The 24,126-nt window shown below is 72.4% G+C and carries 23 protein-coding genes; 6 read left to right on the top strand and 17 right to left on the bottom strand.

Annotated features, from left to right (window positions below; genetic code table 11):
• Nucleotides 1–377: 377 nt before the first annotated feature.
• Together IE316_RS18785 and IE316_RS18780 are read right to left on the bottom strand one after the other, a co-directional pair.
• Entirely contained in the window at nucleotides 378–1,706 is a 1,329-nt protein-coding gene (locus IE316_RS18785) for a class I SAM-dependent RNA methyltransferase (RefSeq protein WP_190205554.1), read from the bottom strand.
• 55 nt (nucleotides 1,707–1,761) lie between these two features.
• On the bottom strand, nucleotides 1,762–3,825 hold the full coding sequence (locus IE316_RS18780) for an APC family permease (RefSeq protein WP_190205553.1): 2,064 nt from the start codon (nucleotides 3,823–3,825) through the stop codon (nucleotides 1,762–1,764).
• 615 nt (nucleotides 3,826–4,440) lie between these two features.
• Here IE316_RS18780 and IE316_RS18775 point away from each other — a divergent pair.
• The gene (locus IE316_RS18775) at nucleotides 4,441–5,112 is read left to right on the top strand and encodes a potassium channel family protein (protein WP_190205552.1); all 672 of its coding nucleotides are present in this window, start codon (nucleotides 4,441–4,443) and stop codon (nucleotides 5,110–5,112) included.
• Nucleotides 5,112–5,789, top strand: coding sequence for a potassium channel family protein (locus IE316_RS18770; protein ID WP_190205551.1), 678 nt, complete (start codon nucleotides 5,112–5,114; stop codon nucleotides 5,787–5,789). Before IE316_RS18775 ends, IE316_RS18770 begins: the two co-directional genes overlap by 1 nt.
• Nucleotides 5,790–6,167: 378 nt before the next feature.
• On the opposite strand, the gene IE316_RS18765 is transcribed toward IE316_RS18770, so the two are convergent.
• The 8 genes from IE316_RS18765 to IE316_RS18730 all read right to left on the bottom strand — a co-directional run bounded on the left by IE316_RS18765 (nucleotide 6,168) and on the right by IE316_RS18730 (nucleotide 13,528).
• On the bottom strand, nucleotides 6,168–6,941 hold the full coding sequence (locus tag IE316_RS18765; RefSeq protein WP_190205550.1) for a DUF3159 domain-containing protein: 774 nt from the start codon (nucleotides 6,939–6,941) through the stop codon (nucleotides 6,168–6,170).
• 3 nt (nucleotides 6,942–6,944) lie between these two features.
• The gene (locus IE316_RS18760; protein ID WP_190205549.1) at nucleotides 6,945–7,343 is read right to left on the bottom strand and encodes an OB-fold nucleic acid binding domain-containing protein; all 399 of its coding nucleotides are present in this window, start codon (nucleotides 7,341–7,343) and stop codon (nucleotides 6,945–6,947) included.
• Between the two features lie 98 nt (nucleotides 7,344–7,441).
• Nucleotides 7,442–8,125 carry a response regulator gene (locus IE316_RS18755; protein WP_190205548.1) on the bottom strand — a complete coding sequence of 228 codons (684 nt, stop codon included), beginning with the start codon at nucleotides 8,123–8,125 and terminating at the stop codon, nucleotides 7,442–7,444.
• The gene (locus tag IE316_RS18750) at nucleotides 8,122–10,665 is read right to left on the bottom strand and encodes a sensor histidine kinase (RefSeq protein WP_190205547.1); all 2,544 of its coding nucleotides are present in this window, start codon (nucleotides 10,663–10,665) and stop codon (nucleotides 8,122–8,124) included. Before IE316_RS18750 ends, IE316_RS18755 begins: the two co-directional genes overlap by 4 nt.
• A 131-nt stretch (nucleotides 10,666–10,796) precedes the next feature.
• Nucleotides 10,797–11,489, bottom strand: a complete 693-nt coding sequence (locus IE316_RS18745) for an ABC transporter ATP-binding protein (protein WP_190205546.1) — start codon at nucleotides 11,487–11,489, stop codon at nucleotides 10,797–10,799.
• A 149-nt stretch (nucleotides 11,490–11,638) separates the two neighbouring features.
• Nucleotides 11,639–12,391, bottom strand: coding sequence for a DUF3710 domain-containing protein (locus tag IE316_RS18740; protein WP_190205545.1), 753 nt, complete (start codon nucleotides 12,389–12,391; stop codon nucleotides 11,639–11,641).
• Between the two features lies 1 nt (nucleotide 12,392).
• Complete coding sequence (dut, locus tag IE316_RS18735) at nucleotides 12,393–12,944, bottom strand: dUTP diphosphatase (protein ID WP_190205544.1); 552 nt, start codon at nucleotides 12,942–12,944, stop codon at nucleotides 12,393–12,395.
• Complete coding sequence (locus IE316_RS18730; RefSeq protein ID WP_229910457.1) at nucleotides 12,941–13,528, bottom strand: PaaI family thioesterase; 588 nt, start codon at nucleotides 13,526–13,528, stop codon at nucleotides 12,941–12,943. Before IE316_RS18730 ends, dut begins: the two co-directional genes overlap by 4 nt.
• 58 nt (nucleotides 13,529–13,586) lie before the next feature.
• Between IE316_RS18730 and IE316_RS18725 the strand changes: the two genes are divergently transcribed.
• Complete coding sequence (locus IE316_RS18725) at nucleotides 13,587–14,054, top strand: DUF3093 domain-containing protein (RefSeq protein WP_190205542.1); 468 nt, start codon at nucleotides 13,587–13,589, stop codon at nucleotides 14,052–14,054.
• Nucleotides 14,055–14,081: 27 nt separating this feature from the next.
• Here the strand turns inward: IE316_RS18725 and IE316_RS18720 are convergent, their stop codons facing one another.
• From IE316_RS18720 to IE316_RS18705, 4 genes are all read right to left on the bottom strand, one after another.
• The gene (locus IE316_RS18720; RefSeq protein WP_190205541.1) at nucleotides 14,082–14,981 is read right to left on the bottom strand and encodes a hypothetical protein; all 900 of its coding nucleotides are present in this window, start codon (nucleotides 14,979–14,981) and stop codon (nucleotides 14,082–14,084) included.
• A gap of 13 nt (nucleotides 14,982–14,994) precedes the next feature.
• Nucleotides 14,995–15,291: a DUF4193 domain-containing protein gene (locus tag IE316_RS18715; protein WP_003993510.1), complete on the bottom strand. Its 297-nt coding sequence runs from the start codon at nucleotides 15,289–15,291 to the stop codon at nucleotides 14,995–14,997.
• Nucleotides 15,292–15,740: 449 nt separating this feature from the next.
• Complete coding sequence (locus IE316_RS18710) at nucleotides 15,741–16,970, bottom strand: sensor histidine kinase (RefSeq protein ID WP_190205540.1); 1,230 nt, start codon at nucleotides 16,968–16,970, stop codon at nucleotides 15,741–15,743.
• A 6-nt stretch (nucleotides 16,971–16,976) separates the two neighbouring features.
• A complete protein-coding gene (locus IE316_RS18705; RefSeq protein ID WP_003993508.1) occupies nucleotides 16,977–17,630 on the bottom strand; it encodes a response regulator transcription factor in 654 nt (217 codons plus the stop codon).
• A gap of 446 nt (nucleotides 17,631–18,076) precedes the next feature.
• On the opposite strand from IE316_RS18705, the gene IE316_RS18700 reads away from it, so the two are divergent.
• Entirely contained in the window at nucleotides 18,077–18,250 is a 174-nt protein-coding gene (locus tag IE316_RS18700; RefSeq protein ID WP_190205539.1) for a hypothetical protein, read from the top strand.
• Between the two features lie 89 nt (nucleotides 18,251–18,339).
• Here IE316_RS18700 and IE316_RS18695 read toward each other — a convergent pair whose 3' ends face one another.
• Both IE316_RS18695 and IE316_RS18690 read right to left on the bottom strand, forming a co-directional pair.
• Nucleotides 18,340–19,155: an inositol monophosphatase family protein gene (locus IE316_RS18695; RefSeq protein ID WP_190205796.1), complete on the bottom strand. Its 816-nt coding sequence runs from the start codon at nucleotides 19,153–19,155 to the stop codon at nucleotides 18,340–18,342.
• Nucleotides 19,156–19,172: 17 nt separating this feature from the next.
• A complete protein-coding gene (locus IE316_RS18690) occupies nucleotides 19,173–20,300 on the bottom strand; it encodes a ferrochelatase (protein WP_190205538.1) in 1,128 nt (375 codons plus the stop codon).
• Between the two features lie 219 nt (nucleotides 20,301–20,519).
• Between IE316_RS18690 and IE316_RS18685 the strand changes: the two genes are divergently transcribed.
• The gene (locus IE316_RS18685) at nucleotides 20,520–21,764 is read left to right on the top strand and encodes an MFS transporter (RefSeq protein ID WP_190205537.1); all 1,245 of its coding nucleotides are present in this window, start codon (nucleotides 20,520–20,522) and stop codon (nucleotides 21,762–21,764) included.
• Nucleotides 21,718–23,043 carry a D-arabinono-1,4-lactone oxidase gene (locus IE316_RS18680; protein ID WP_190205536.1) on the top strand — a complete coding sequence of 442 codons (1,326 nt, stop codon included), beginning with the start codon at nucleotides 21,718–21,720 and terminating at the stop codon, nucleotides 23,041–23,043. Before IE316_RS18685 ends, IE316_RS18680 begins: the two co-directional genes overlap by 47 nt.
• Here IE316_RS18680 and IE316_RS18675 read toward each other — a convergent pair.
• Nucleotides 22,976–23,836 carry a hypothetical protein gene (locus IE316_RS18675; RefSeq protein ID WP_373311234.1) on the bottom strand — a complete coding sequence of 287 codons (861 nt, stop codon included), beginning with the start codon at nucleotides 23,834–23,836 and terminating at the stop codon, nucleotides 22,976–22,978. The two genes, IE316_RS18680 and IE316_RS18675, sit on opposite strands and share 68 nt — an antisense overlap.
• Nucleotides 23,837–24,126 lie beyond the last annotated feature (290 nt).

Here is a 24,126-nt window from a genome sequence, read left to right as displayed (position 1 = left end):
GCCGGCGTGACGTGGCCGTGGTCCCCGCGCACGCGGGGGTGGTCCCATCTTCGACACCACCCGCCGTCCTGACACTCGACGTTTCCACTCCTTGTCGCAAGTCAGGAGCGAGGTCAGGCATGTACCACCAGCAGACCAAGAACCTACTGGCACTCTGCGCAGGTGGCTGAGTGGGATCGCTCAGCACCACGGGATTCCCGGCGCCTTGCCGCACCCCGCAGTCAGGAGGCCGCCTGATCAGCGGGGCAATGCGCCTGACGGCCCATCGTAACGAGCGTCAAATGAGCGTCACCATGCCTCTGAAAGCGTCATCGCAGCGTCAAGATATCGCCGTAACGCCCACAATGCACATAGCGCACACCACCCAAACCCGCAGGTCAGGCGCCCTTTGTGACCGGCTCAAGGATCGCCACGCACTCCACATGATGCGTCATCGGAAACAGATCGAACGCCCGCAGCGTCCGCACCCGGTACCCGCCCTCCTGGAAGTACCCCAGGTCCCGGGCGAGGGCCGCCGGGTCGCAGGCGACGTAGGCGATGCGGCGGGCGTTGAGGGACGTGAGGTGGGCGACCGTCTTGCGGCCGGCGCCCGCTCGGGGCGGGTCGAGGACGATGAGGTCGACCTCGGTGATGCCGGTGCGCGGCAGGACCGCCTCGACCTTGCCCTGTTCGACGCGGACCCGGTCGAAGTCGGCGAGGTTGTGCCGGGCGTCCTCGACGGCGCGTTTGCCGGACTCGATGCCGAGGACCGCGCCGGTCTCGCCGACCCGGTCGGCCAGCGCGCCGGCGAAGAGGCCGACGCCGCAGTACAGGTCGAGGGCCATGTCGCCCTTGCGGGGCAGCAGGCCCTGCATGACCGCGGTGACCAGGGTGTCGGCCGCCTTGTGATGGACCTGCCAGAAGCCGCCGTTGCCGACCCGGTAGGTGCGGCCGTCGGCGCGTTCGCGGACGAAGGGGCGGCCGTGGACGCGGTGCACGCCCCCGTCCTTCTCGCCGACCCGGAGGACCGAGACCGGACGGTCCAGTTCCACCAGGGGCAGCCGCGCGCCCGGCTCCGGGGTGAGGATCACCTGCCGGTCCTGCGAACCGCTGGCGGCGATCGCCTCGACCGAGGCCATGCCCGCCCAGTCCCGCTTCTCGATGCCCAGCTCGCTCACCCCGGGCGCCGCGATCAGACAGCGGTCGATCGGCTGGACCTCGTGCGAGCGGTGCTTGCGCAGCCCCGCGTTGCCGTCGGCGTCGACGGCGTACTGCACGCGCGTGCGCCACGCCGGGACCTCGCCGGCCGGCACCTTGTCGCCCTCGGCGGGCATCACCGTGCCGTCCCAGCCCGCCTCCTCGGGCGTGAGCCCGGCCAGCCGCCGCAACTGCTCGGCGATCACCTCGCCCTTGAGGCGGCGCTGGGCGCCCGGCTTGGCGTGCTGCCAGTCGCAGCCGCCGCAGCGGCCGGGCCCGGCGAAGGGACAGGGGGCCTCGACCCGGTCCTTGGAGGCGGAGAGGATCTCGACGGCGTCCGCGCGCAGGAAGCGGGCGCCCTCCTCGCCCTCGGTGACCCGGGCCACGACCCGCTCACCGGGCAGCGCGTGCCGGACGAACAGCACCTGCCCCTCGGACGTACGGGCGATGCAGTGGCCGCCGTGGGCGACGGGGCCGATCTCGACCTCGTACTCCTCCCCGACCAGCGACGTTTTCTCTTCTGCCTGCATGGCGGGGTGACTCCAGTGACGGGAACGGGACGACAACGGACAACAGCCGTCCAGTCTACGTCGGGTCCGAGGACTCCTTCGTCCGGTCCTGGTGGTGCAGGTGGTGGGCCGGACCGCGCCGGACCGCGCCGGGCGCGTTCCACTCCTGCTGCCGGCGGGCCCGCCGCTTGGCCGCCTCGGAGGACTGGAGCTGGTACGGCACCGAGGTCACCATCACGCCCGGGGTGAACAGCAGCCGTCCCTTCAGGCGCAGCGCGCTCTGGTTGTGCAGCAGGTGCTCGTACCAGTGGCCGACCACGTACTCGGGGATGATCACCGAGACCGCGTCCCGCGGCGACTCCTTGCGCAGGCTCTTGACGTACTCGATGACCGGCCGCGTGACCTCGCGGTACGGCGAGTCCAGCACCTTGAGGGGTACGTCGATGCCGCGGCGTTCCCACTCGTCGCGCAGCGCCTTGGTCTCCGTCGGGTCGACGTTGACGCTGAGCGCCTCCAGGCTGCCCGAGCGCAGCAGCTTGGCGTAGGACAGGGCGCGCAGCGCCGGGCGGTGGATCTTGGAGACGAGGACCACGGAGTGGACGCGGGAGGGCCGCACCATGTCGTCGTCGGGGGTGTCGGGGGCGGCGATCTCCTCGGCGACCCGGTCGTAGTGCTTGCGGATCGCGGTCATCGTCGCGAAGAAGATGCACATGCCGAGCAGCGCGACCCAGGCGCCGTGGGTGAACTTGGTGAACAGGACGACGACCAGCACCAGGCCGGTGAAGAAGGCGCCGAAGGCGTTGATCGCCCGGGAGCGGACCATATGGCGGCGCTTGGCCTGGTCCTTCTCGGTGGCCAGGTGGCGGTTCCAGTGGCGGACCATGCCGGTCTGGCTGAGCGTGAAGGAGACGAAGACGCCGACGATGTAGAGCTGGATCAGCCGGGTGGAGTCGGCGCCGTAGATGCAGACCAGCAGCGCGGCAGCGCCGGCCAGCAGCACGATGCCGTTGGAGAAGGCGAGGCGGTCGCCGCGGGTGTGCAACTGGCGGGGCAGGTAGCGGTCCTGGGCGAGGATCGAGCCGAGCAGCGGGAAGCCGTTGTACGCGGTGTTCGCGGCGAGGAAGAGGACCAGGGCGGTGGCGGCGGCCAGCACCACGAACAGGAAGCTGCCCTTGCCGAAGACGGCCTCGGCGACCTGGGAGATCACCGGGTTCTGGACGTAGTCCGCGCCGACCGCGACCCCGTTGTGGATCAGGTCGGCCGCCGGGTTCTCGGCCATCCGTACGTGCGTGGCGGAGGCCAGCGCGATGATGCCGCAGAACATGGTGACCGCGAGTAGGCCCATCATGGCCAGCGTGGTCGCCGCGTTCTTGGACTTGGGCTTGCGGAAGGCGGGGACGCCGTTGGAGATCGCCTCGACGCCGGTCAGGGCCGCGCAGCCCGAGGAGAAGGCCCGCAGCAGCAGGAAGACCAGGGCGAAGCCGGCCAGCCCCTGGTGCTCGGGCTTGATCTCGTAGTCGGCGGTCGGCGCCCGCATGTGGTCGCCGAGCACCACCCCGCGGAACGCGCCCCAGGCGATCATGATGAAGACGCCCGCGACGAAGACGTACGTCGGGATCGCGAAGAGCTTGCCGGACTCCTTGACGCCGCGCAGGTTCATCAGCGTCAGCAGCACGATGACGGCGACCGCGCAGAAGACCTTGTGCTCGACGACGAACGGGATCGCGGAGCCGAGGTTCTCGATGCCGGAGGAGATGGAGACGGCGACGGTCAGCACGTAGTCGACGAGCAGAGCGCTGGCCACGGTCAGGCCGGCCTTGGAACCGAGGTTGGTGGTGGCGACCTCGTAGTCGCCGCCGCCGCTCGGGTAGGCGTGCACGTTCTGCCGGTAGGAGGCGACCACGGTGAACATCAGCACGACGACCGCGACGGCGATCCAGGGACTGAAGTGGTACGCCGACACGCCCGCGATGGACAGGACCAGCAGCACCTCGCCGGGCGCGTACGCCACGGAGGACAGCGGGTCGGAGGCGAAGACGGGAAGGGCGACGCGCTTCGGCAGGAGCGTTTCACCCAGCCGGTCGCTGCGCAGTGCGCGCCCGATGAGGATCCGTTTGGGCACGTCGGTCAGTTTGGACACAACAGAGGATCGTAAGCGTTCGAACGGGGGGCCGCCCACCCGCCACCCCCGTTCCGGCTCCCCTCCGCCCTCCGGGTGAATCCGGCGGGCCGCGCGGCTGCGGATTCCGCAGGTGACGCGGGTGGCATGCCTATATGACAAAACCCGGCCGCCGCCCGCCGGAACCCGCCCCGCTCCTGCCCTCCGCCGTCCTTCGCCGTCCTCAGGAGGTTCCATGCCCGCCCCCGCAGAGCTGATCGGCGCCGCCGCCGCGCTCGCCGGCCTCGGATTCCTGACACTTGCCAGCATCCGCAGCATCGGCCGCCGCCGGTCCTCGACCGGGGGGTGAGACCGGGGACCGGTGAGGCCGGGCGGGGAGAACCGGGGGCGGTGAGTTTCCCCGGGGGGCCGGTGGGGCCGGGGGCCGTGACGCGTCCGCCCGGGAGGTCCGGGGGCCGTGACGCGTCCGCCCGGGGCGTCCGGGCACCCGGGAGGAGTCAAGCCCGGCCGGCACCGGCATGATGTTCCCCGGCGGCCCGCACCCTGGCCGCGACCCTTCGCCGGCGAGCCGAAAGAGAGACATGAGCACGACAGCCACCACGGTCACCGAGCCTGCAGGAAGCGCGGTGTGACACGATGCACATTGTCATCATGGGCTGCGGGCGAGTGGGCTCCGCTCTCGCCCAGAGCCTGGAACAGCAGGGGCACACGGTCGCCGTGATCGACCAGGACCCCACCGCCTTCCGCCGCCTGGGCTCCTCGTTCGGCGGTCGCAGGGTCACCGGTGTCGGCTTCGACCAGGACACGCTGCGCGAGGCGGGCATCGAGGAGGCCGGCGCCTTCGCCGCCGTCTCCAGCGGGGACAACTCCAACATCATCGCCGCCCGGGTGGCCCGCGAGATGTTCGCCGTCGAGCACGTCGCCGCCCGCATCTACGACCCCCGCCGCGCCGAGGTCTACCAGCGCCTGGGCATCCCCACCGTCGCGACCGTCCGCTGGACGGCCGACCAGATGCTGCGCCGCCTGCTGCCCTCGGGCGCCGAACCGCTGTGGCGGGACCCCACCGGCGGCGTCCAGTTGGCCGAGGTGCACACGGCCGCCTCCTGGGTCGGCCACAAGGTCAGCCGGCTCCAGGACGAGACCGGCGTGCGCGTGGCGTTCCTCACCCGGCTCGGGGAGGCGATCCTGCCCAGCTCCCAGACGGTGTTGCAGGAGGGCGACCTGGTGCACGTGATGATGCGCACCGACGAGGTCGACAAGGTCGAGGCGGCGTTCGCCAAGGGTCCCGAAGAGGAGGGCGGTCACTGATGAGGGTCGCCATTGCCGGAGCCGGCGCGGTCGGCCGCTCGATCGCCGGCGAGTTGCTGGAGAACGGCCACGAGGTCCTGCTCATCGACAAGGCGCCGACCGCGATCTCGGTCGAGCGCGTCCCGATGGCGGAGTGGCTGCTCGCCGACGCCTGCGAGATCACGTCCCTGGACGAGGCCGCCCTCCAGCGCTGCAACGTCGTCATCGCCGCGACCGGCGACGACAAGGTGAACCTGGTCGTCTCCCTGCTGGCGAAGACGGAGTACGGCGTTCCGCGCGTCGTCGCCCGGGTGAACAACCCCAAGAACGAGTGGCTGTTCAACGAGGCGTGGGGCGTCGACGTCGCCGTCTCCACCCCGCGTCTGATGTCGGCCCTGGTCGAGGAGGCGGTGAGCGTCGGCGACCTGGTACGGCTGCTGCGCTTCAGCCACGGCGACGCCAACCTGGTGGAACTGACGCTGCCCGAGGAGTCCGCGCTGGCCGGCACCCAGGTCGGCGACGTGGAGTGGCCGGAGGACACCTCGCTGGTCACGATCATCCGCGGTACGCGGGTGATGGCGCCGTCCCCGGAGGACTCGCTGGAGCCGGGCGACGAGCTGCTGTTCGTGGCGGCGCAGGCCCGCGAGGAGCAACTGGAGGACCTGCTGTCGGCGCGGCGCGTCAGCGCCGACGGCTGACCGCGCGGGCCCCCGGGGACGCCGTCCCCCGGGGGGCCACACCGGCTCCGGGCCCCGGGCTCCGGAGGCCACACCGGCTCCGGACTCCGGGGGCCTCACCGGCTCCGGGCTCCGGGCCTCGGGCCCCCGGGACCACACCGGCTCCGGACTCCGGGGGCCACACCGGCTCAGGGCTCCGGGCTCCGGGGGCCACACCGGCTCCGGACCTCGGGCCCCGGGGGCCACACCGGCTCAGAGCTTGCGGTGGCGGGCGGCCCGGGCATCCCGGCCCAGTCCCGCCGCCCCCGCCTCAAGGTTCACAGCAACAGGCGGCCAAGCCTCCACCCCGGCCCCGCCGCCCCCCGTATCAAGGCTCGGGCCGGGCCCGTTCGCCCCGCCTCAAGCCTTCCGGTGCCGGGCGGGCCGGGGTTCCCCGGCCGGTTCCGCCGGGCCCGCCGGCTCCCCCTCCGCGGCCTCCGCCGCTGCCTTCTCCGCCCGCTCCGCCGCCTCCATCTCCGCGAAGACGTCGATCGGCGCGGGCGCCTTCGCCAGGAAGACCCAGGTCAGCCAGACCGCGAGCAGGAACGGCGGGATCTTCAGGGCGACCAGGACCCAGCCGAGGGACGCGGTGTCCGCCCACCAGTACAGCGGGAACAGGATCGCGCACTTGGCGAGCAGGATCAGGCCCCAGGCGTAACTGGCCTTGGCGTACGCCTTCTTGCGGCCGGGATTGCGGGTCCGCCAGGAGAGGTTCTCCTTGAAGACCGGGCCGAGGATCAGCCCGATCAGCGGCACCCCGGCCAGCGTGGTGACGATGTACGCCAGCCCCAGGCCGAGGGTGTAGAGCATGCCCGGGAGATAGAAGTTCTTGGCGTTGTCGGTCATCATCGCGAAGACCACGCCGAAGGCGACCCCGAAGACGCCGCTGAAGGCGTGCTTGACGGTGTCCTTCATCACCAGGCGGACCACGACCAGCACCAGCGAGACCGCCAGCGCGGCGATCGCCGACAGGTGGAGGTCGTTGTTGATCGTGAAGATCGTGACGAAGAGGAGACCCGGCAGGACCGTCTCGATCATGCCCCGCACGCCGCCGAAGGCTTCGAAGAGGGCGGCCTCCGTCACCGCCCTGGCGTCCGCTTCCGTGTCTTCGGTCGGCTTGTCGAGGGACGTCACCGGCTACTCCCGTCCGAGGGGTCGCAGTTCGTACTTGGGGTTGAACAGCACCCGGCGGCCCCGGCTCAGGGAGATCCGGCCCGATGCGATGAGCTTGCGCCCCGGTTCTATACCCGTGATGGAACGCCTGCCCAACCACACCACGTCCAAAGCGGCGGAGCCGTCGAACAGCTCGGCCTCCAGGGCCGGGACTCCGGCGCGTGGTCGCAGCGTGACCGTGCGCAAGGTACCAGTAACCGTCACGATCTGGCGGTCCTGGCAGTCACCGATGCGTGTGCAGCCGGTGGTCGCGGCGTCTTCCCGCAGCTCCTCCGACTCCAGGTCCTCCTGCGAGGAGGAGAGCCGGTCGAACATGCGCCGGAACCGGCCCACCGGCTTGCCGGAACGAGGAACAGCACTCATATCTGAAGCGTACCGGGACGCGCCGACAGCCATGCGGGCCCTGCCCGGGTGACCGGAGAACCGAAAGACCGGAAGGCCGGAGTACCGAACAGGACCGCTCACTTCTCGAACCGGTAGCCCATGCCCGGCTCCGTGATGAAGTGCCGGGGGTGCGAGGGGTCCGCCTCCAGCTTGCGGCGCAACTGGGCCATGTAGACCCGCAGGTAGTTCGTCTCCGTCCCGTACGACGGCCCCCACACCTCCTGGAGCAACTGCTTCTGGCCGACCAGGCGGCCGGTATTGCGGACCAGCACCTCCAGCAGATGCCACTCGGTGGGGGTGAGCCGGACGTCCCGGCCGTCCCGGCGGACCTTCTTGGCGGCCAGGTCGACGGTGAACCCCGCGGTCTCGACGATCACCTCGCCCTCCCCGCCGGGGACCGGTTCGGCGCGGCGGACGGCGGCCCGCAGCCGGGCGAGCAGTTCGTCCATGCCGAAGGGCTTGGTGACGTAGTCGTCGGCGCCCGCGTCCAGCGCCTCGACCTTCTCGTCGGAGGAGTGCCGGGCGGAGAGCACCAGGATCGGCACCCGGGTCCAGCCGCGCAGCCCCTTGATCACCTCGACGCCGTCCATGTCGGGCAGGCCCAGGTCGAGGACGATCACGTCGGGGTGGCGGGCGGCGGCCAGGTGCAGGGCGGTGGCGCCGTCGTGCGCGGAGTCGACCTCGTAGTGGCGCGCCTTGAGGTTGATCACGAGGGCCCGCACGATCTGCGGCTCGTCGTCGATCACGAGCACCCGGGTCATCGGGCAGCCTGCCTTTCTGCTGACGGGGCGGCGGGCCGGGACGGGCGCCCGGCCGCGCGGACGGTGAGGACCATGGTGAGGCCGCCGCCGGGGGTGTCCTCGGCGGCGAGGGTGCCGCCCATCGCCTCCGCGAACCCCCGGGCCACGGCGAGGCCGAGCCCCACCCCGGCGCCGCGCGGGGCGTCGCCGTACCGCTGGAAGGGCTCGAAGATACGTTCCTTCCCCTCGTCCGGCACGCCCGGCCCCCCGTCGACGACCCGGATCTCGACCCGGTCGCCGAGGGCGCTGGCGGCGACCAGGACGCGGGCGCCGGGCGGGCTGTACTTGACGGCGTTCTCCACCAGGTTGGCCACCGACCGCTCCAGCAGGCCGGGGTCGACGGCGACCATGGGCAGCGACTCGGGGATGTCCAGGTCGACCGCGGCCTCGGGGACGCCGCCGAGCGCCATCGGCACCACCTCGTCGACGTCGATCTCGCGGATCAGCGGGGTGACCGTGCCGGTCTGCAGCCGGGACATGTCGAGCAGGTTGCCCACCAGGTGGTCGAGGCGGTCGGCGCCCTCCTCGATGCCCTCCAGCAACTCGGCCTGGTCCTCCTCCGACCAGGCCACGTCGTCGGAGCGCAGGCTGGAGACCGCCGCCTTGATGCCGGCCAGCGGGGTGCGCAGGTCGTGGCTGACGGCGGCGAGCAGAGCGGTGCGGATGCGGTTGCCCTCGGCGAGCGCGCGGGCCCGCTCGGCCTCCTCGCGCAGCCGCCGCCGGTCCAGTACGACGGCCGCCTGGGCGGCGAAGGCGGCGAGCACCCGGCGGTCCTCGGCGGGCAGCACCCGGCCGGTCAGCGCGAGCGCCATGTGGTCGCCGACCGGCATGTCCACATCGGCGTCCTCGGGCCGGTCCACGGGCGGTCCGGAGCCGGCCCGGCCGGCGCAGGTCCAGGGGGCCACGTCGTTCTCCCGTTCGAGGAGGGCGGCCGATTCCATGGCGAAGGTCTCGCGGACCCGTTCCAGCAGCGCCTCCAGGCTGGTGTCGCCGCGCAGCACGCTGCCCGCGAGGAAGGAGAGGATCTCCGACTCGGCGCGCAGCCGGGCCGCCTGGTGGGTGCGCCGGGCGGCGAGGTCCACGACGGAGGCCACGGAGACGGCGACGCCCACGAAGATCGCCAGGGCGAGGATGTTCTTGGGGTCGGAGATGGTGATCCGGCTGACCGGCGGGGTGAAGAACCAGTTGAGCAGCAGCGATCCGACGGCGGCCGAGGCCAGGGCCGGGTAGAGCCCGCCGAGCAGGGCCGCGGCCACGGTCAGCGCGAGGTAGAGCAGCACGTCGTTGGCGAGTCCGAGGTGGACGCCGCTGAGCACCAGGGTCAGCAGCACCGGGCCGCCGAGGCCCGCGGTCCATCCCCACACGATCCGGGACCGGCCGAGCCGCGCGCCCCGGGCGACGGGCAGTCCGCGCCCCTTGGCGACCTCCTCGTGGGTGACGATGTGCACGTCGAGGTCGGGTCCGGACTCGCGGGCCACGGTGGCGCCGACGCCGGGGCCGAAGACGTACTGCCAGGTCTTGCGGCGGGAGGAGCCGAGGACGATCTGGGTGGCGTTCACCCCGCGTGCGAAGTCGAGCAGGGCGGCCGGTATGTCGTCGCCGACGACGTGGTGGAAGGTGCCGCCGAGGTCCTCGACCAGGGTGCGCTGGAGGGCCAGTTCCTTCGGGGAGGCGGCGGTCAGGCCGTCGCTGCGGGCGATGTAGACGGCCAGGACCTCGCCGCCGGCGCCCTTCTCGGCCAGCCGCGCGGCCCGCCGGATCAGCGTCCGGCCCTCGGGGCCGCCGGTGAGGCCGACCACGATCCGCTCCCGCGAGCCCCAGATCCGGGAGACCCGGTGATCGCTGCGGTACTGCTTCAGGTACGCGTCGACCCGGTCCGCGACCCAGAGCAGGGCCAGCTCGCGCAGCGCGGTGAGGTTGCCGGGGCGGAAGTAGTTCGACAGGGCCGCGTCGACCTTGTCGGGCCGGTAGATGTTGCCGTGCGCCATGCGGCGGCGCAGCGCCTCGGGCGACATGTCGACCAGCTCGACCTGGTCCGCGCGCCGCACCACCTCGTCCGGCACGGTCTCCTGCTGCCGTACGCCGGTGATGGACTCCACCACGTCGCCCAGCGACTCCAGGTGCTGGATGTTGACGGTGGAGACCACGTCGATCCCGGCGGCCAGCAGTTCCTCGACGTCCTGCCAGCGCTTGGCGTTGCGGGTGCCGGGGACGTTGGTGTGCGCCAGTTCGTCGACCAGGGCCACGCGGGGGCGCCGGGCCAGTACGGCGTCCACGTCCATCTCCGTGAAGCGGGCCCCGCGGTACTCGATCTCCCTGCGCGGCACCTCCTCCAGGCCGCGCAGCATCACCTCGGTGCGGGGCCGGCCGTGGTGCTCCACGAACGCCACCACGCAGTCGGTGCCGCGCTCCACCCTGCGGTGCGCCTCGGACAGCATCGCGTACGTCTTGCCGACGCCCGGTGCCGCGCCGAGGTAGATCCGTAGCTTGCCGCGTCCCATGGCCTCATTGTCTTCCCGGTCCTCCGGCCGCTGCCGACCGCAGCGTCGACCCTACGGCCAACGAACCCGTCGAATCAGGGCACGGAACGAGCGGGAACGGTCTTTGACGCAACCCTGACGGGGTTCCGCGTTCAGACCTGGACGATCTCCCCGTCACGCAGTTCGAGCACCCGGTCGGCCAGGTCGAGCAGGGTGGCATCGTGGGTGGCGACCAGGGCGGTGACGTGCTCGCTGCGGACCACCGCGCGCAGCAGTTCCATCACGCCGTGCCCGGTCTCGGCGTCCAGTTGGCCGGTGGGCTCGTCGGCGACGAGCAGCGCGGGCTCGTTGGCCAGGGCGCGGGCCACGGCGACCCGCTGCTGCTGGCCGCCGGAGAGCTCGCCGGGCCGCTGGGCGGCGTGCTCGGCGAGGCCGACCAGGGCCAGCAGCAGTGCGACGCGTTCCTCGCGGGCGCGGGGGTCGGCCCGGCGCAGCCGCATCGGCACGCCGACGTTCTCGGCGGCCGTGAGGATGGGGATCAGCCCGAAGGACTGGAAGACGAAGCCGATCCGGTCCCGGCGCAGCGCCAGCAGCCCGTCCTCGTCCAGCCCGGCCAGGTCCAGGCCGTCGACGACGACCCGTCCGCGGTCCGGGGTGTCCAGGCCGCCGACGATGTTCAGCAGCGTGGTCTTCCCGGAGCCGGAACGCCCCTTGAGGGCGACGAGTTCACCGCGCGGCACCTCGAAGGAGACACCGCGCAGCGCGTGCACCGCGGTGCTGCCGCCGCCGTAGGACTTGTGCACGTCCTCGACGCGCACCATGGTCTCGGTCGTCACCTGCCGCATGGACCCTCCCCCGCTGGAACCGGGCGCCAGTATCCCCACCGGGCGCGCGGCCGTTCAATGGCCGGGCAGCAGGAGGCAACCGGGCGCGAAGACGCCGAAGGGCCGCGTACCCCGTTGGAGCGCGGCCCTGTTCACGGGGGCGCGGCCGGTCAGCGGACCTCGGTGATCTCCGGGCCGCGCTGGAGCTGGCCCATGCCGCCGGAGAAACGGGAGCCCTCCTCCTGCTGGACGCCCTCGGGCACCATCTGCGCGTCGTTCGGCAGCTTGAGGACGATGGGGTCGCGGGGCGCCATCGGGCCGTCGCCGCGGACCACGACCGTGTCCCGGAAGATCTGCTCCAGGAGCCCGGCGGCCTGTGGCTGCACCGCGCCCTGGCCGGAGATCACCCCGCGCAGGAACCAGCGGGGGCCGTCCACGCCGACGAACCGCACGACCTGGAAGCCGCTCGTGCCGTCCGGCAACTGCACCGGCACCTGGGCCCGCAGCTCCCAGCCGAGGGGGCCCTCGACCTCGTCGATGATGCCGCCCTGCTGGGTGATGCCGGCCGCGATCTCCTCGCGCACCTCGCCCCAGATGCCCTCGCGCTTGGGCGCGGCGAACGCCTGGAGCTGGATGGCGCTGTCGCGCAGCACCACGGTGGCGGCGACGATCGCGTCGCCCGCGACCTCCACCCGCAGTTCCATGCCGTCGACGCCCGGTACGAACAGGCCGCCCAGGTCCACGCGGCCCTCGGCCGGGTCGCTCACCTCGGAGCTGTCCCAGGGGCCGTCCGGTCGCGGTCCGGGCTCCAGCCTCAGCCGTCCGCCCTCGTCGTCCGCCTCGGTGTCGACGCTGTCGACGACCTGCTCGGCCTCGCCGGCCGCGCCCTCGGCGGCATCCCTCTTCTTGCGACGTCCGAACACGTCACTGTCCTTCCCGGTCGGATACGACCGAAGCGTATCGATTCCCACCCGTCGGGCCGCCCTCGGCGGCCTGACCGCTTGTGCCGCTTGCCGGGTCCGTCCCGGCGTGCCCGCCGGTGGACCCGAAGCCCCCCTCGGCCCGCGCCGAGCCGGGAAGCTCCGCGACCTGGCGGAAGCGGACCCTCTCGACCTGCTGGACGACCAGTTGGGCAATCCGGTCGAAGCGCTCGAACCGCACCGTCTCGCGCGGGTCGAGATTCACCACGATCACCTTGATCTCCCCACGGTACCCGGCATCAATCGTCCCCGGGGCATTCACGAGGGCGACACCGCAGCGGGCCGCGAGGCCCGAACGGGGGTGTACGAAGGCCGCGTACCCCTCCGGGAGCGCCACAGACACCCCCGTGGGCAGCACGGCCCGCTCTCCGGGCGCCAGCTCGCGGGCCACGGTGGTCCGCAGGTCCGCCCCCGCGTCCCCGGGATGCGCGTACGCCGGAAGCGGTACGTCGGGGTCGACGCGGCGGACGAGGACCTCCAGGGGCGCCCGGCTCACGGGTTCACCTCGAAGGCGCGGGCCCGGCGGACCTGGTCGGGGTCGTCCAGCGCGGCCCGGATCTCCTCGGGACGGCCGTTCTCGGTGAAGTGCTCGACCTTGACCTCGATGAAGAGGGCGTCGGCGCGCACCGCGACGGGGCCGTCGGGGCCGCCGGTCCGGCCGGTGGCGGTGCAGTAGATCTTGCGGCCGGCCACCGCGGTGACCTCGGCGGACAGATACAGGGTGGCGCCGACGGGCACGGGCCGTACGAAGTCGGTCTCCAGCCGGCCGGTGACGGCGATGGTGCGCAGCAGCCAGTTGAGCGAGCCGAGGGTCTCGTCCAGGGCGCTGGCCAGCACGCCGCCGTGGGCGAGGCCGGGGGCGCCCTGGTGGGCGGGCCGGACGGTGAACTCGGCGGTGACGCTCACGCCCTCGCCGGCCCGTGCCTGCAGGTGCAGTCCGTGCGGCTGGTCGCCGCCGCAGCCGAAACACTGGCCGTAGTGGGCGCCGAGCGGTTCGCCGGGGGCGGGGGCCTCGGGGTGCCGTACGGGCGGCGTGGCGTCGGCGGGCGGGCTCAGGGCCGCGGATGTACCACTCTTCACAGCCGCAGACCTTACCCGCGCGTCGGCTCCCTGCCGATCCCATGCCAAGCTTGACGTCATGCAGCCTTCCGCCGCCCCGTACGAAGAACGCCTCACCGCGCCCCGGTCCTGGTGGCTGGTCAGCTTTCTGGTGGGGCTCTCGCTGGCCCTGGTCCTGCTGCCGTTCGGCACCCTGCCGATGCTCGGCGGGCTGGCCTGCGGGACGGCAGCGGCGGCCGTGGTCGCCAGCGCGTACGGCTCGGTCCGCATCCGGGTGGTGGGCGGCTCGCTGATCGCGGGCGAGGCGAAGATCCCGGTGACGGCGCTGGGCGAGGCGGAGGTGCTGGACGCCGCCGAGGCCCGTGCCTGGCGTACGCACAAGGCCGACACCCGCGCCTTCCTGCTGCTGCGGGCCTACATCCCGGGGGCGCTGAAGGTCGAGGTCACCGACCCCGAGGACCCGACGCCGTACCTGTACCTGTCGACCCGCGAGCCCGAGCGCCTGGCGGCGGCCCTGGACGCGGCGAAGGCACAGGCGCGGGCCTGAGGCTCCCGGCCTCCTTCGGGGGCGCCCTCAGTGCTCCCCGTCGCCCAGCTCCAGGGCGTCCTTGGGGGGCTCCAGGGGCGGCAGCTCCGGCAGGGCGTCCCAGGGCACCTGGACCTTGCGCAGGTCCTCGCGGATGCGGGCGGCCAGCTTGGCGGTGTCGCGGCGGTTCATGACCGCGCCGACGGCGGCTCCCACCATGAACGGCATCAGGTTCGGCAGATTGCGCACCATGCGTTTCATGATCTGCTGGCGGAGCTGGCGCTTCATCGGGCCGTTCATCGCCGCGCCGAAGGTGGACGGCTTGGTCATGTCGATGCCGCGCTCGTCCGACCAGGAGCCGAGGTACGCGGTGCTGCGCTGGGCGAGGTTGCCGGGCGGCCGGACGCCGTAGACCTCGTGGAGTTCGGCGATCAGCTTGAGCTCGATCGCGGCCACACCGGTGACCTCGGTGGCCAGTTCGGTGGGCATGGCGGGTGGTACCGGCAGCATCGCCGCCGCGCCGATCCCCGCGCCGATCGTCGCCGTGCCCTTGGTGGCGCCGGCCACCAGCCGGTCGGCGAGCTGCTCCGGCGTGAGACCGGGGAACTGTCTGCGCAGCGTCGCCAGGTCCCGTACGGGGACCCGCGGGGCGATGTCGATGACGCGGTCGGCGAGGTGCGCCAGGGCGGTCCTGGCGCGGCCGCCGCCCTTGCGGACGCCGGTGGCGGCCTTGGTCCGGAACGCCGCCGCCCGGCGACGGGCAGCGGGCGCGGGGGCCGCGGCGGGCGCCGGGAGGTCGGCCCGGTCGCTCGCCGGTCCGAGCGAGGCCGCTCCCGAGGTGGTCGGGCCTCGCTCGTCGTCACGCGCGCGGTCGGGGCCGTCGGACGGCCCCAGGTCCGCTCCCCGCCTGGGGAAGCGGCGCTTCCAGGGAGGGGTCGAGCCAGTCACGGCCGACCCCGCCTCAGTCGCAGTCGCGGCAGATCGGCTGGCCGTTCTTCTCCCTGGCCAGTTGGCTGCGGTGGTGCACCAGGAAGCAGCTCATGCAAGTGAACTCGTCCTGCTGCTTGGGCAGTACTCGGACTGCCAGCTCCTCGTTCGAGAGGTCGGCTCCGGGAAGTTCCAGGCCCTCTGCGGCCTCGAACTCGTCGACGTCCACGGCGGAGGCCGACTTGTCGTTCCGGCGGGCCTTCAGTTCTTCGAGGCTGTCCGAGTCGACGTCGTCGTCGGTCTTGCGTGGAGTGTCGTAATCGGTTGCCATGGTCGCTCTCCCCCTCTGGGTGTCTGCGGTGTCTCCAGCGCACGTAACGCGTGAGAGGCCGGACTTGTGCCCGACCCGAGGCGGAGATTTTGCCTCACATCAAGGTCTGTTACTCAATCGACACCCAACCGGACTCCGCTTGAGTGATCGGGTTGGATGGCGATGGGGACCGTACACGGTCCCGATGCCGCACGCCAAAGGCGTCTCACCGTGTACTTCCCGTGATCACGACCCTCGAAAACCAGGATTTTCCCGGCTTTCCGGCGGGCCGCATGATCACGGAGAGTAGATGGCTGGAAAACCGTCTCTGTGATCGATCACACACGCGGGCGCCGGGACGACGGCCCGGCGACGGTCCGAAAATTCCGCGCAAAGCGAACATCCCCGGGAGCGTCGAAGGTGATCGGCGCCATGATCTCAGATCGGCGGGCGGGCGCGGAGCCGCCGGGTCACAGCGGCAGGGTCACCCTCATCACGAGGCCCCCTCCCTCGCGCGGCTGGGCGTAGATGTGCCCGCCGTGCGCCCGGGCCACGGACCGCACGATGGACAGCCCCAGACCGACGCCCTTGTCGCTGCCGGTCCGCTCGGTGCGCAGCCGCCGGAACGGCTCGAAGAGGTTGTCGATCTCGTACGCCGGCACCACCGGGCCCGTGTTGGTGACGGTCAGCACCGCCTGGCCGTGCTGGAGCTCGGTGGTGACCTCCACCCAGCCGTCCTCCGGCACGTTGTACCGCACCGCGTTCTGCACCAGGTTCAGGGCGATCCGCTCCAGCAGCACCCCGTTGCCCTGGACGACGGCCGAGGCGCGCTCGCCGTGGATCCGCACGCCTTTGGCCTCCGCCTCGGCGTGCACCTGGTCGATGGCCTGCCCGGCGACCTCGGCGAGGTCCACGGGTTTGCGCTCGACGATCTGGTTGTCGCTGCGGGCGAGCAGCAGCAGGCCCTCGACGAGCTGCTCGCTGCGCTCGTTGGTGGCCAGCAGCGTCTTGCCGAGCTGCTGGAGCTCCACGGGCGCGCCCGGGTCGGAGAGGTGCACCTCCAGCAGGGTGCGGTTGATGGCGAGGGGGGTGCGCAGTTCGTGGGAGGCGTTGCCGACGAAGCGCTGCTGGGCGGTGAACGCCCGCTGGAGGCGCTCCAGCATGTCGTCGAAGGTGTCCGCCAGCTCCTTCAGCTCGTCGTCGGGGCCGTCCAGCTCGATCCGCCGGGACAGGTCGGAGCCGGCCACCGCGCGGGCGGTGCGGGTGATCCGGCCCAGCGGTGACAGGACCCGGCCGGCCATGGCGTAGCCGAACGCGAAGGCGATCACGGCCAGCCCCAGCAGGGCCAGCAGGGAGCGGCTGAGCAGGCTGTCCAGGGCGTGCTGGCGCTGCTCGTTCACACAGTCGTTCATCGCCGTGTTGAAGACCTCGGGCGTCGCCTTGGTGGGCAGGTTGCACGTGTCGCTGGTGACACTGCCCGAGGTGATCTTGAACGGGAGGTCGCTGCCGGGGTTCAGCGCCTGCGCCGCCAGCAGGTAGATGATCGACAGCAGCAGGATGCCGGCGATCAGGAACATGCCGCCGTACAGCAGCGTGAGCCTTATCCGGATGGTCGGGCGCAGCCAGGGGAACGGGGCCGCCGACGGGGGGTCCCAGGTGGGTTTCGGGGGCGCCTGGGGAGGCGCGGGTGTGGTGGCCACGGGTGATCAGATCCGGTAGCCGGAGCCGGGGACGGTGACGATCACCGGCGGCTCGCCCAGCTTGCGGCGCAGGGTCATCACGGTCACCCGGACGACGTTGGTGAACGGGTCGGTGTTCTCGTCCCACGCCTTCTCCAGGAGCTGCTCCGCGGAGACCACCGCGCCCTCGCTGCGCATCAGCACCTCCAGCACGGCGAACTCCTTCGGGGCGAGCTGCACCTCCTTGCCGTCGCGGAAGACCTCGCGGCGGTTGGGGTCCAGCTTGATGCCGGCCCGCTCCAGGACGGGCGGCAGCGGCACGCTGGTGCGCCGTCCCAGGGCGCGCACGCGGGCGATCAGCTCGCTGAACGCGAAGGGCTTGGGCAGATAGTCGTCGGCGCCGATCTCCAGCCCCTCGACCCGGTCGCTGACGTCGCCGGAGGCCGTGAGCATCAGCACGCGCGTGGGCATGCCCAGTTCGACGATCTTGCGGCAGACGTCGTCACCGTGGACGAGCGGGAGGTCGCGGTCGAGGACGACCACGTCGTAGTCGTTGACGCCGATGCGCTCCAGGGCGGCCGCACCGTCGTACACGACGTCGACGGCCATGGCCTCCCGGCGCAGTCCGGTGGCCACCGCATCGGCGAGCAGTTGCTCGTCCTCGACGACGAGTACGCGCACGTCGCTTGTCCTTCCTGTGTCCGCCCGGGCGGCGTTCGGGGCACGCGCGGGCAGGGGTCCGGGTGAGTGTGTTGCCTCCATCCTGCCCTTTTCGGCCATAAGTCGGGGGTAAGGCGGTCCGCGCCCGCAACGGCCCGGGCGCCCGGTGTTCACCGGTGCGTCATGGGGAAGGAGGGCCGGACGGGAATGCGGGATTTTCTCGCCCGGTTGAGGTTTCCGCGGAAGGGAGCGGGGGGAGGACGGCTTTACACCCCGCGATCACGCTCTGCCCGTACCGCAGGACCAGCGGTGCGCAGCGACCGTTCGCCGCAGGGCGGGCGTGGGTGTCCGGCACCGTCGCCGCCCGGCCGCGCGGCGCTGGGCACCTGTAGCAGACGTGATCGCCCCTTCCCGACGGCACACCCCCGTGCCACAGACCCACACGACCCAGGACGAGGGGGCGCAGCATGGACGCTTTCACCGCAGGACTTCTGCAGCGCATAAAGGCGACCGAGTCCGACCTCTCGCGGGCCCGTGACGAGGGCGACGACTTCCTCGTCGAGGTGGAACTCGGCGAACTGGACGACCTCCGCCGACTCGCCGCCGAACACGGCGTGGAGGTGAGCGCGCCCAGCCTCTGACCGGCCCGTGAGCTGTGGAACCCCGGCGGGATCCAGCGCCGGGGTTCCCGCTTGTGCGCGCGGGGCCGGTGCGCACCGGCGCGGCCGGGTCAGTCGTGCCAGGCGCCGAGGTCCTCAAGGAGGGCCTGGAGGGGTTCGAAGACGCCCGGGGTGGCCGCGACCGTCAGGTCGTAGGACGGGCGCTCCCCAGGGCGCCCGCCGGTCAGCGCGCCCGCCTCGCGGGCGATCAGGTCGCCCGCGGCCACGTCCCAGGGGTGCAGTCCGCGCTCGTAGTAGCCGTCGAGCCGGCCGGCGGCCAGATCGCACAGGTCGACCGCGGCCGAGCCGCCCCGCCGGATGTCCCGCAGGCGCGGGATCAGCCGCCGGGCGACCTCCGCCTGGTGGGTGCGCACGGCGGTGACGTAGTTGAACCCGGTGGAGACCAGGGCCTGCTCCAGCGGGGCCGCGGGGCGGCAGGCCAGGGCCCGCTCCCCGTCCCAGGGGCCGGTCGCCCAGGCTCCGCGGCCGCGGACCGCGTGGTACGTCTCCCCGCGCATCGGCACCGCCACCACCCCGACGACCCGCTCGCCGTCCTGCTCGGCGGCGATGGAGACGGACCAGGTGGGCAGCCCGTACAGGTAGTTGACCGTGCCGTCGAGCGGGTCGATCACCCAGCGGACGCCGCTGGTGCCGTCCGAGGAGGCGCCCTCCTCGCCGAGGAACCCGTCGTCCGGGCGGCGGTCGGCGATCAGGCCGGTGATCAGCTTCTCGGCCGCGATGTCCATCTCGGTGACCACGTCGATCGGGCTGGACTTGGTCGCGGCGACCGCGAGGTCGGCCGGGCGGCCGTCCCGCAGCAGCTCGCCCGCGCGGCGGGCGGCCTCGCGCGCTATGTCGAGGAGTTCGGCGTGCAGGGGGTCGGTCACGTCGGTCACGGGGCTCCTCACGCGTAGGGGCTGTCGGCGCCCGCGGCGGCGGGGCGGGGGGCGCGGGCCGGGCAGCAGCCCACCGGGCAGAGGTCGTGACTGGCGCCCAGCGCGCCCAGGGCGCACGGGGTGACCGCCTGGCCGCGCTCACCGGCGGCGCGCTCCAGGACCAGGTCGCGCACGGCCGCGGCGAACCGCGGGTCGGCGCCGACGGTGGCCGAGCGGCGCACCGGCAGGCCCAGCTCCTCGGCCTTGGCCTTGGCCTCGGTGTCGAGGTCGTAGAGGACCTCCATGTGGTCGGAGACGAAGCCGATGGGGGCCATCACCACGGCGGGGACGCCGGCCGCGTGCCGCTCCTCCAGGTGGTCGCAGATGTCGGGCTCCAGCCACGGGATGTGCGGGGCGCCGGACCGCGACTGGTAGACGAGCTGCCAGGGGTGGTCCACGCCGGTGCGCTCCCGGACGGCGTCGGCGATCAGCCGGGCCACGTCCAGGTGCTGGCGGACGTAGGCGCCGCCGTCGCCGTGCTCCTCGACGGGGCCGGAGGTGTCCGCGGCGGAGGTCGGGATGGAGTGGGTGGTGAACGCGATGTGGGCGCCGTCCCGCACCTCCTCGGGGAGGTCGGCCAGCGAGCGCAGGACGCCGTCGATCATGGGCTCGACGAAGCCCGGGTGGTTGAAGTAGTGCCGCAGCTTGTCGATCTTCGGCAGCTCCAGGCCCTCCGCCTGGAGGGTGGCCAGGGCGTCGGCGAGGTTCTCGCGGTACTGGCGGCAGCCCGAGTACGAGGCGTAGGCGCTGGTGGCGAGGACGAGGACGCGGCGCCGGCCGTCGCGGACCATCTCGCGCAGGGTGTCCGTCAGATAAGGCGCCCAGTTGCGGTTGCCCCAGTAGACCGGCAGGTCCAGGCCGTGCTCGGCGAAGTCCTTGCGCAGGGCGTCCAGCAGCGCGCGGTTCTGGTCGTTGATGGGGCTGACCCCGCCGAACAGGAAGTAGTGCTGCCCCACCTCCTTCAGGCGTTCCTTGGGGATGCCCCGCCCGCGCGTCACGTTCTCCAGGAACGGGACCACGTCGTCGGGGCCCTCCGGGCCGCCGAAGGAGAGCAGCAGCAGGGCGTCGTAAGGGGTGGCGTCAAGCACGTCTGGCATGTCTCGATCCTGCCACCCGGCACTGACAGCCGGGAAACGGCGGGGGCGTCACCTGTGCGCCGACTGGTCCGGAAGGGTGCGTTAGGGTCACCTGACCAGTAAGCTGTATCGACTGCGTTCGGACCTTACTGGGCCCGTCCGGGCCGCGCTGGGCCGTCCGCGCCCGCGGGGGGCCGTCCGCGCCCAGCCGCACCGAGCCGTTTTCCTCCGGAGACACCGTTGGCCAGCCCGTACCGCGCCCTGTTCGCCGCCCCCGGCTCCAAGGGTTTCTCCGCCGCGGGCTTCCTCGGCCGGATGCCGATGTCGATGATGGGCATCGGCGTGGTGACCATGGTCTCCCAGCTCACCGGGCGGTACGGGCTGGCCGGCGCGCTCTCCGCGACCCTGGCGCTGGCCGCCGCGCTGATCGGCCCCCAGGTCTCGCGCCTGGTGGACCAGTACGGGCAGCGGCGGGTGCTGCGTCCGGTGACCCTGATAGCCCTGGCCGCGTCGGCGCTGCTGCTGCTCGCGGCCTCCTACCGCTGGCCCGACTGGGTGCTGTTCGCCGCCTGCGTCGGCATCGGCTGCGTGCCGAGCCTCGGCGCGATGGTGCGGGCCCGCTGGGCGGCCCTGTACCGGGGCACCCCGCACCTGCACACCGCGTACTCCTTCGAATCCGTCATCGACGAGGTCTGCTTCATCTTCGGGCCGATCATCTCCATCGGCCTGTCCACCGCCTGGTTCCCGGAGGCCGGGCCGCTGCTGGCCGCCTGCTTCCTGGCGGTGGGAGTCTTCTGGCTGACCGCCCAGCGCGCCACCGAGCCCGAGCCGCACCCGCGCACGCGCAGCGGCGGTGGCAGCGCGCTGCGCGCCCCCGGTCTGCGGGTCCTGGTGGCCACCTTCGCGGCCACCGGGGCGATCTTCGGGTCGGTCGACGTGGTCACCGTCGCCTTCGCCGAGGAAGAGGGGCACAAGGCCGCCGCGAGCGTCGTGCTCGCCGTGTACGCGGGCGGGTCCTGCGTGGCGGGCATGGTCTTCGGGCTGCTGCGCACCGCGGGGGCGCCGGAGCGGCGCTGGCTGCTGGGTGTCTGTGCGATGGCCGTGAGTATGATCCCCCTCCTACTGGTCGGGAACCTGCCGTTTCTGGCCGTGGCGCTGTTCGTTGCGGGACTCTCCGTCGCTCCCACCATGATCACGACGATGTCCCTCATCGAGGAGCACGTACCGCGCGCGCAGCTCACCGAGGGCATGACCTGGGTGAGCACCGGACTCGCGGTCGGCGTCGCGCTCGGCTCCTCCGCGGGGGGCTGGGTGATCGACGCGGCCGGGGCGCGCGCCGGGTACGGGGTGCCGGCGGTGGCCGGTGCCGTCGCGGCCGCGGTCGGTTTCCTCGGGTACCGCCGGCTCAAGCGGCCGGCCCCGGGTCGGGGAGGGACCGTTGAGCAGCACACGCACGGCGAGCGGGAAGAACGGAACCTGGCGTAACTGGGGAGGCACCGTCTCCGCCCGCCCCGCGCGGGAGGTCGCTCCCGCCTCCGTCGAGGAACTGGCCGAGGCGGTGCGCCGGGCCGCCGAGGACGGGCTGACCGTCAAGGCCGTGGGCTCGGGGCACTCGTTCACGTCCATAGCGGCCACCGACGGGGTGTTGATCCGCCCTCAACTGTTGACCGGCATACGGCACATCGACCGCACCGCCATGACCGTCACGGTGGAGGCCGGCACACCGCTCAAGCGGCTCAACCTGGCGCTGGCGCGGGAGGGCCTGTCGCTGGCCAACATGGGCGACATCATGGAGCAGACGGTCTCCGGGGCGGTCGGCACCGGCACCCACGGCACGGGCCGCGACTCCGCCTCCATCGCCGCCCAGATCCGCGCGCTGGAGCTGGTCACCGCCGACGGTTCGGTTCTCACCTGCTCCCCCACCGAGAACGCGGACGTCTTCGCCGCCGCCCGGATAGGGCTCGGCGCGCTGGGCGTCGTCACCGCGATCACCTTCGCCGTCGAACCGGTCTTCCTGCTCACCGCCCGCGAGGAACCCATGCCGCTGGACCGGGTCCTCGCCGAGTTCGATCAGCTCTGGGCGGAGAACGAGCACTTCGAGTTCTACTGGTTCCCGCACACCGGCAGCACCATCACCAAGCGCAACAACCGCAGCGCCGGCCCCGAGCGGCCGGTGGGGCGGTTCCGGGGCTGGTTCGAGGACGAGTTCCTCTCCAACGGCGCCTTCCAGGCCGTCAACTGGGTGGGCCGCGCGGTGCCGGCCACCATCCCGGCGTTCGCCCGGGTCTCCAGCCGGGCGCTGTCGGCGCGGACGTACACCGACATCCCGTACAAGGTCTTCACCTCGCCGCGCCGGGTGCGGTTCGTGGAGATGGAGTACGCGGTGCCGCGCGAGGCCGTGGTGGAGACGCTGCGGGAGCTGAAGGCGATGGTGGACCGCTCGCCGCTGCGGATCAGCTTCCCGGTCGAGGTGCGCACCGCCCCGGCCGACGACATCACGCTGTCCACCGCGTCCGGCCGGGACACCGCCTACATCGCCGTCCACATGTTCCGGGGGACGCCCTACCACGCGTACTTCACCGCCGCCGAGCGTCTGTTCGCCGCGCACGAGGGGCGGCCGCACTGGGGGAAGGTGCACACCCGGGACGCCGAGTACTTCTCCCGGGTGTACCCGCGCTTCGGTGAGTTCACCGCGCTCAGGGAGCGTCTTGACCCTGATCGCCGCTTTGCGAACGACTACTTGCGGAGGGTGCTGGGGCCGTAGCCGAACCGTCGGGCCCGGTGGTCGGGTCCTCGCCGCCGGTGGCGGTCGGCGCCGGTGTGGTGGACCGCGTACCGCCGTCCTCCTGGGCGGTGTCCTCGGGCGAGGCGCCGTCGTCGTCCGCGCTCGCAGAGCCGGACGGGGTGGCCGCCGGGGTGCCGCCCGGGCCGGTGCCGGAACCGGTGCCGTCGGAGCCGGGGCTCGGGGAGACGGTGGAGCCGCCGGAGCCGCCCGGCCCCCCGGAGTCGCCCGAGTCGTCCGCGTCGCCCGGGTCCGACGGGGACGTGTGGTGACCGGACAGGGCGTCACCGACGGTGGTGCTGGCGCCGCCGCTGAGGTTGTGGCCGGAGATCAGCTCGTAGGCGGTGATGCCGCCCATGGTCACGCCGAAGACCAAGGCGGCGGCGATCAGCGGACGCTTCCAGCTCCGGACCCGCGCGCGGTAGACCGTGCCCTCGCCGAACTCCCCCGTCAGCGAGGGGCCGGACGCCAGGGCCGCCGCCCGGGGCCGCTCGGCGGCGCGCTTGACCTTCAACTGCTCGCCCGTGCGCCGGAAGAAGTGCTGGAAGACCGTGCCGCCGCAGGTCGCGATGGCGCTGACCAGGCCCGCGCCGAGGATCGTGCCGTACACCCCGAAGGAGGAGGCCAGCTTGGCGGCCACCACGGCCGCCAGCGCGCTGCCCGCGACCTGGGGCACGCTCAGGTCGATCCGCCCCCGCCCCGCCGGGCCGTCAACCGCCGTACCACTCTCCTCCCGGGTCTCCGCCTCGCCTGTGACACCGGACCTTTCACGCATCTACGGACCTTGCCTGTCTTTCCGTATGTGATCCAACAGCTGCACGAGAAGGGGACGTACGGACGGAATCATTAGTTCCGTTTCTGGTGATTCCGTGAAGTAGACCACGTACAAGATCGCCACGCGGAAGTTCGACGGCGTGCCAATCCACGCACGTGGCCCAAATGGAGTACTGTTGCGAGCCCTGGGTCCGGTCTCCCGTCCGGGGGCACGGGGCCCGCAAGGTCCGCCGGGAGGGGGCAAGGTGCACAGGGTGACGGAGTTGGTCACTTAGCGTTGCGAACAGGTAA

Origin of the sequence: Streptomyces fumanus, assembly GCF_014655295.1 — a bacterium.
GTDB lineage: Bacteria > Actinomycetota > Actinomycetes > Streptomycetales > Streptomycetaceae > Streptomyces > Streptomyces fumanus.
This window is presented reverse-complemented; position numbering and strand designations above follow the sequence as displayed.